We start from the raw sequence: 6084 nt of genomic DNA, 5'->3' as shown, positions 1-6084 counted from the left end.
TTAGCATAAGATATCATAGATAGGTTTTTAGATTAATAAATTGAAATTCAGTACTTTAATTTACTAAAAACTTATCTTTTTTGCTACAAAAAATCCTCTAAATATTAATCGAACTCAGGTTTAAAGATGATAAAAACACCCGCTGCGCAAAGTCTCCTGACTTTGAGTCCTATTATTTCACTATGTTTTCAAAGAAAATTGTTATTTATATTTTCTGCTATAGCTAAATTAAAACCATCATCAATCAAAACGATTTCCGTGAGTCAGGAGACTTTGTAAAGCCCATTTATCTTTTAACTATTCTATGATTTGTAATGGTCTGTTGTTCTGTTTTAAAAATATTATTTACTTAATTAGATATAAATATTTTGTTATAACTATAGTTTTGATATTGCTTCCTCCAAAGCGTTATGCCTTTCCTGAAAAAAATTCACATCATAACTAGGGAATATCTTGGGAAATCTTTTAATTATTATTTTCATTTGATGCAAAACTCCTTCGGCAGAAGTTACTAATGTGCCCTCTTTGTATAAATCTAAAAAAGGGCAAGGACCAGTAGCGTATTGAGCACCGTATTCTTCGTAAATAGGTTTGTAGTTTCCTAATTTTTCCACAATTAAGTCGGTATCTATATAAAAATATTGCCAATAATAGACTGCATTGCATTTCATCATAGATTCATAATATTCATCTAACGACATATTCATTGGAAACCAAATACCAGAATCATAAAAATAAATAGGGCAAGGATACACACCTTCTTCTCGAAGAAAACAACCAAATGTACCGTCATCACCATGACCTGATTTATGAAAATAGTTTAGCTTTGGTAAAAACTCTTCGTAAATAGCCTCATCTTTTGGGTTTGGATTGTTTTTAAATGCTCTATTTCCTGAATTGTATGTATCCCAAAAATGAGAAGGCGAGCCAAGTGCAGAAGCAAAACCATGTATTTGATACCCCCCCCACAAATAATCATTCTTGTCATCTGTATTAGAAATATCCCAATCCAATATTAAAGAACCTAATTTAATAAACTTTTCAAAATCTATTTCAGGCAATTCTAGTTTTAAAATCTTATTAGCTCTTCTCAAGCTTCTTTCCATATTTCTATATTGACCTAACTCTATTTCCTCTTGCAGAGTATTTTTATTTACTCTTATTTGTTTATTCCCACCTATTTCTGATAAAAACTTGCTAAATAATTCTAACATACCTTTTATGATGATTAAAAAATTGCTTTTTCTGAATCAATTAATATTTCTATTTGATCTATTCCCGTAGTCAATATCCCTTTATCTTTTCTATTTTCGTAGTATTTATTCATTCTTATTTCAAAATTATCTTGGTCATTAAACCAACCATTAGCTTTCCTCTCCTCAGTAATTGCTTTAGCAAATTTTTTATCTACCCCTAACTTATCACTTAATAATTTTTCTCCTAAGTCATTTATATTGAAAGGCATTGCAGGTTTACCTTGTGAAAAAGTAGCATTACCTTTATCTATAATTGCTTTATTTACATCATTATCCTTATAGCTACCCCATTCTACTTTTAATTGTGTTGGGAAATATTTGTCATTTTCATTATCCGTATTATTATAATAATCAATTACTGTAGTCTTATACCACATTATTCTATGTTTCTCTTTCAATACCTCTTTTCCTTTGCTTTCTGCCTGTACTTCCATATTCGAGTTTATCACTCTTGTGATAGGTACTAAATTCCAAGTTACACCAGGACCATGTATGTTATCATTAAGCATATGACCCCGTATATATATACCTTTTCTAATCTCTTCTACGTCTTGTGCATAACTCCAACCTGTCGGTTTTTGATATGGACTACTTCCCGTAGTATTACCCGCTATCCAAGTAAGTGGACTAGCTTCGACATGTACGGGCCTACCTTTACTATCTTGTTTAGAAGTTACTTTTGTTTTAACAGCAGTGGGTACAACTTTATCTTCAAATTTAATCGCCTTAAATAACTTACCCAATTTTAATAATACCTCATCCTGTTTTTTATTCTTTTCTTTTATTTTCTTATCATTTGCTTCAATTTTCTTGGTATTGTCTCCCGTAGCGTTTAGCAATTTAACTCGTTTATTTTCAAGTTTACTTAATTGAACATTTATCGGCAATACTTCTTTTTTGTAATATGTTAAACCTGCTTCAACATTTTCTCTTTCTGAGTCTGTTTCCGCTAAATTCTTTGCATTATTTAAATGATTTTCAACATGATCATCTTTACTATGCATATACAATTCATCCCTATCACCTTTTTCTTTAAAATAAAGTGTATGCTGTTCATTCTCCACACTTGTAAATGGCACTTCATCTTCCCATATATCTATATTTTTATTAGATACATTATCAGAACCTTCCTTCTCCTTCTTTTTCTTCTTCCCAAATCCAAGTTTACGCCATATCTTTTTACCGGCCTTTTTGATTTTGAGCCATAGTTTGGTTAGTGCTTTTTGTACACGTTTTCGTACTTTACGAACCAATCCTAATACTTTGTTGGCCAGCCCACCAATCCCCAATACAGAGGCTAGTAAACTTAGGATATAATTTACTCCCTTTCTTTTTTTCATCGCCAAAAAAAGAAACAAAAAAGTCTAGGCTTACGAAACTTTATCTAAATTTTTTGTTCAATCCCTGAATTTCAGAAACTCGCTTCGCTCAAACAGTCTGAAATTCTACAGGATTTTCACTTCAAATTTTACGATAAACTTTCGATAGGCCGAAAAAAACTATTGAAACAAAATTTAAATATAATTCAAGAAGGTGTCGATAACATATAGCTATAAATACAAATAGTAATAATAATTACTGTACACATTATCGTTGTTGTTTACTTGTCAAAGGTGTCGCTGCATACGGAAAGTCCATATAGGTATAATCTGCTTTTATTAACAGTTTTCCTGCCATACCACTAATTTTAAAACCATCGAAACCTTTTAAGATAAAAGCTTTACCTATTGGAGTATCTTGCAGATTCGTAAAAAGATTGCTTTGTACACTCTGTGATGAAGAAAACAAGAGGCTTTTACCTTTTTGTATCACAGGAATTGTGGCAAGAGGGCTTACACTACCTCCTTCGTGCTCAAAAGTCATTTGTGCAAATCCTTCTATCGCTGCTGCCTTAGTAATATCATATGCTACATAATAGGCATGTACCAAAATAACCTGATTCGCTTTTGCAGGGATAAGCTCCAGATGGTTATTCTCTGCCCCCATCAAATTTAATTTGACTAAGATCTATAGTGGTACTTAAGGTTTCTTTTTTTTGCCCTAGCAATAGAGTTTCTGCACTACCATCGCTACCATTGCCGATGGTATCAAATAAATCGGCAAAATCACTTTGGTCGGGTTTATACCCGTTTACCCATTTTTCTTTTAATTCTTCTATGGTTTGTACTGGCATGTTGTTCTGTTTTATAAGAAGTTAGTATTCTTTTTTTTTAGACTTTATCTTTATAGTGATTATAGTATTCATACTGTTGTACCAATACCTCATGAATTTCTGTCCAATTGTGTTTTTAAACTATGCACCCAATTCTTTTACATCCTTCGAAACTATAGCTAACGCTGTTGCCAAAGAGTCTGGGTTTACTAACTTACAAGCATCTATATTTAAATCTGCTAATGCATCATCATAACTTGACATACTCATTATAGATACTACTGTTGTATTTCTTAACTGTTTTAAATACATTTCATAGTCCTTCTGTTTTTTACATTCGACAGCAACTTTTAAAAGCTTTATAAATCCTTTTGGATTTTGCCCAGTATACACATCTGGTGTTTCAATAAGTGGTTTAAACATCGTATCTCCCAGTATTTCTTCAAAATCATCACCAATTGATTTCATTACTGTATCATACGTCGATATTCCTTCTCCATTTATTTTCCAGTAACCTCTTACCTGATTATCAAATGAATGCCAAGCTTCTTTTTCTAATACTTTTAGCACATTCTCCTTTGATACAGCTATTTTATTTTTAGCCTGAGTTCCAATAAATATACTTAACACTTCTTTACTTACATAAGATTGATTGTTCACATAACTTTCAATTGTCTTAAGAGCTTCCTCGGGCTCCACCAAAGAATCTATTATTGGGATTCCTGTCAAATGATGCTCTAAATTTGCTTCTTCCCATAGAGACCTTGAAACAATGTTTGCATAACTCCAGCGAGAAAAACTTTCATCTATTTGATCCCAAAAATGCTCGGGCACTTTCTTTGCTGAAGGAATTTCAGCATACATAAGATTCATAGTATCCTTTAACTCCTCTATTTCTGTAGTAAAATACGCTGCACTACGTAACCACATTGCCCTAGGAAGTGAAGCTAATTGATCACATACAAATTCTGGACTATAAGAGTCACTATTATATATATAGACTAATGGTGATACTTCGATTTCTCTACCCGGCCACAAATGTATAGCCAAAATACCATCAGAATCCCTTGCTATAGGTAAATAAGAAGGTGAAGCAATTCTGCATAGCCTGGCGATAACCTCTTTTAACATTTCACCTTCTACAGGTTCCATCATCAAATTTTTTATAGCTTGCCTGTTTATTAAATCTAAGATTTTCTTTGCCGAACTATTTACGAATTCAAATGCAGTTTTATTCATTTCTTTATAATCTTATCTATCTTTTAACCCTTCTATGGTTTGTACTGGCATGTTGTTATATTTTATAAGAAGTTAGTATTCTTTTTTTAGACTTTATCTTTATAGTGATTATAGTATTCATACTGTTGTACCAATACCTCATGAATTTCTATCCAATTGTGTTTTTCTGACAGGTAAATAGCGGCCTCCCACATAGGTTCTATAGCTTTACTACCGGCTTGCCCAGCCCAATAACTAGCTGTTACTAAAGCATCCCAAGCACCATATGGATCATTATACTCAGTATCCAATATTGCCGCTGCTTCTGCATGTTTTTCTCCCATATAGCCTCTTTTACGAACTCGTAAATCCTGGATAGCTTCGTACAATGGATGCTCTAATACTTCTTTAGAAAAATCATTTTTTAAATCGGGATTTATATCGAATTCATCTATTATTCCTAAGATAGACCTTGAAGAGTCAGAACCCGGATCCGGTATGATCCCAAAGCCTAAACTTAAAGCATCAAAACCATGTGGTAAAATTAAACTTTTCCAAACATGTCTTTCTCTTCTTTTAAAGCCTCCATCATAATCTATATATGCCCTTTCTGCTATAGCATTATATATTCTATTCTTCCATATCCCATAATCCATTTCTTTGAATTTTGGATAATATTTTCGTTCGCTATTCATTTGAAGAATTAATTCCGAATAAGCTTTTTGTTGAGGCGTATTATTATAATAATTCCAAAAATCTATATAAATTTTACCCTCATAGCCTTCAACAGCATTTTCTATAAATTGTGAATTGTTCGGATTAGATATATATTCATAAAAGAACTCAAAAGAATTTATACCGTTCGTATATTCTCTATACGGAAAAGACGCCTCTAATAATTCTGCTTTTTTAGGTAAAAAATGATCATTTATTAGTTTTATATTTTTTATAAATTTTATATTATTTAAGATCAAAAATGTTTTTAAATTAGCTGCTACAGTTACCCCATCGGAGTTATTAATTTGAACTATGCTTGATTCGTTGATTCTATTTCTGGGATCTAGTCTTACAGCAAAATTATTATAAGCTTCAAAAGCAAAAGGCATAACAGACCAATATCCTTTTTTAAAAATTTTCACTAACCTTTCATTTTCCTGATCGCAAGTGAAATCAATAGCAAACAGGGACTTTAGCTCTTTTTTATTTTTATATAATTCTTTTAAATCCTGATGTATATTATTCAACTTCATATTACCTTATTGGTTTTACTATTTTTTCAATCCAAATTTCTTTTGCTTTACTTTTTAACTCTCTTATTTTAGATGCATGAGTTCCTATATCACCATCAAACGTACTTTTACTTAATGCTGCTTTAACAGTTTCTATTCCTGATAACAAAGCACTCTCATAAGCTTTTTCACCGGTAGTGTTAATTCGTTTTAAAATTTCAGCTTCCAT

General features: G+C 31.7%; 7 protein-coding genes. All 7 read right to left on the bottom strand.

From position 1 onward, the window contains the following. Nucleotides 1-377: 377 nt before the first annotated feature. Nucleotides 378-1214, bottom strand: coding sequence for a hypothetical protein (locus ABW636_RS22385; RefSeq protein ID WP_367592326.1), 837 nt, complete (start codon nt 1212-1214; stop codon nt 378-380). 14 nt (nt 1215-1228) lie between these two features. Beyond that, on the bottom strand, nt 1229-2596 hold the full coding sequence (locus tag ABW636_RS22380; RefSeq protein WP_367592325.1) for a DNA/RNA non-specific endonuclease: 1368 nt from the start codon (nt 2594-2596) through the stop codon (nt 1229-1231). A gap of 247 nt (nt 2597-2843) precedes the next feature. Continuing rightward, nucleotides 2844-3242, bottom strand: coding sequence for a hypothetical protein (locus ABW636_RS22375; protein WP_367592324.1), 399 nt, complete (start codon nt 3240-3242; stop codon nt 2844-2846). Beyond that, the gene (locus ABW636_RS22370) at nt 3226-3429 is read right to left on the bottom strand and encodes a hypothetical protein (protein WP_367592323.1); all 204 of its coding nucleotides are present in this window, start codon (nt 3427-3429) and stop codon (nt 3226-3228) included. The genes ABW636_RS22375 and ABW636_RS22370 overlap by 17 nt, the downstream gene beginning before the upstream one ends. A gap of 120 nt (nt 3430-3549) precedes the next feature. Next, nucleotides 3550-4647 (bottom strand): hypothetical protein, encoded by a 1098-nt coding sequence (locus ABW636_RS22365; RefSeq protein WP_367592322.1) that lies wholly within the window; start codon nt 4645-4647, stop codon nt 3550-3552. An 86-nt stretch (nt 4648-4733) separates the two neighbouring features. Continuing rightward, nucleotides 4734-5876 (bottom strand): hypothetical protein, encoded by a 1143-nt coding sequence (locus ABW636_RS22360; protein WP_367592321.1) that lies wholly within the window; start codon nt 5874-5876, stop codon nt 4734-4736. 1 nt (nt 5877) lies between these two features. Continuing rightward, on the bottom strand, nt 5878-6084 hold a 207-nt coding region (locus ABW636_RS22355), incomplete at its 5' end, for a hypothetical protein (RefSeq protein WP_367592320.1).

The organism is Aquimarina discodermiae (assembly GCF_040786235.1).
Classification (GTDB): domain Bacteria; phylum Bacteroidota; class Bacteroidia; order Flavobacteriales; family Flavobacteriaceae; genus Aquimarina.
Note: the sequence above shows the minus strand (reverse complement) of the source record. Positions and strands in the feature narration are given on the sequence as shown.

Excerpts from the sequence above, each read along its gene's own strand:
- ABW636_RS22370 (WP_367592323.1), bottom strand. The coding sequence starts at position 3,429 with ATGCCAGTACAAACCATAGAAGAATTAAAAGAAAAATGGGTAAACGGG.
- ABW636_RS22360 (WP_367592321.1), bottom strand. The coding sequence starts at position 5,876 with ATGAAGTTGAATAATATACATCAGGATTTAAAAGAATTATATAAAAAT.
- ABW636_RS22385 (WP_367592326.1), bottom strand. The coding sequence starts at position 1,214 with ATGTTAGAATTATTTAGCAAGTTTTTATCAGAAATAGGTGGGAATAAA.
- ABW636_RS22365 (WP_367592322.1), bottom strand. The coding sequence starts at position 4,647 with ATGAATAAAACTGCATTTGAATTCGTAAATAGTTCGGCAAAGAAAATC.
- ABW636_RS22380 (WP_367592325.1), bottom strand. The coding sequence starts at position 2,596 with ATGAAAAAAAGAAAGGGAGTAAATTATATCCTAAGTTTACTAGCCTCT.
- ABW636_RS22375 (WP_367592324.1), bottom strand. The coding sequence starts at position 3,242 with ATGGGGGCAGAGAATAACCATCTGGAGCTTATCCCTGCAAAAGCGAAT.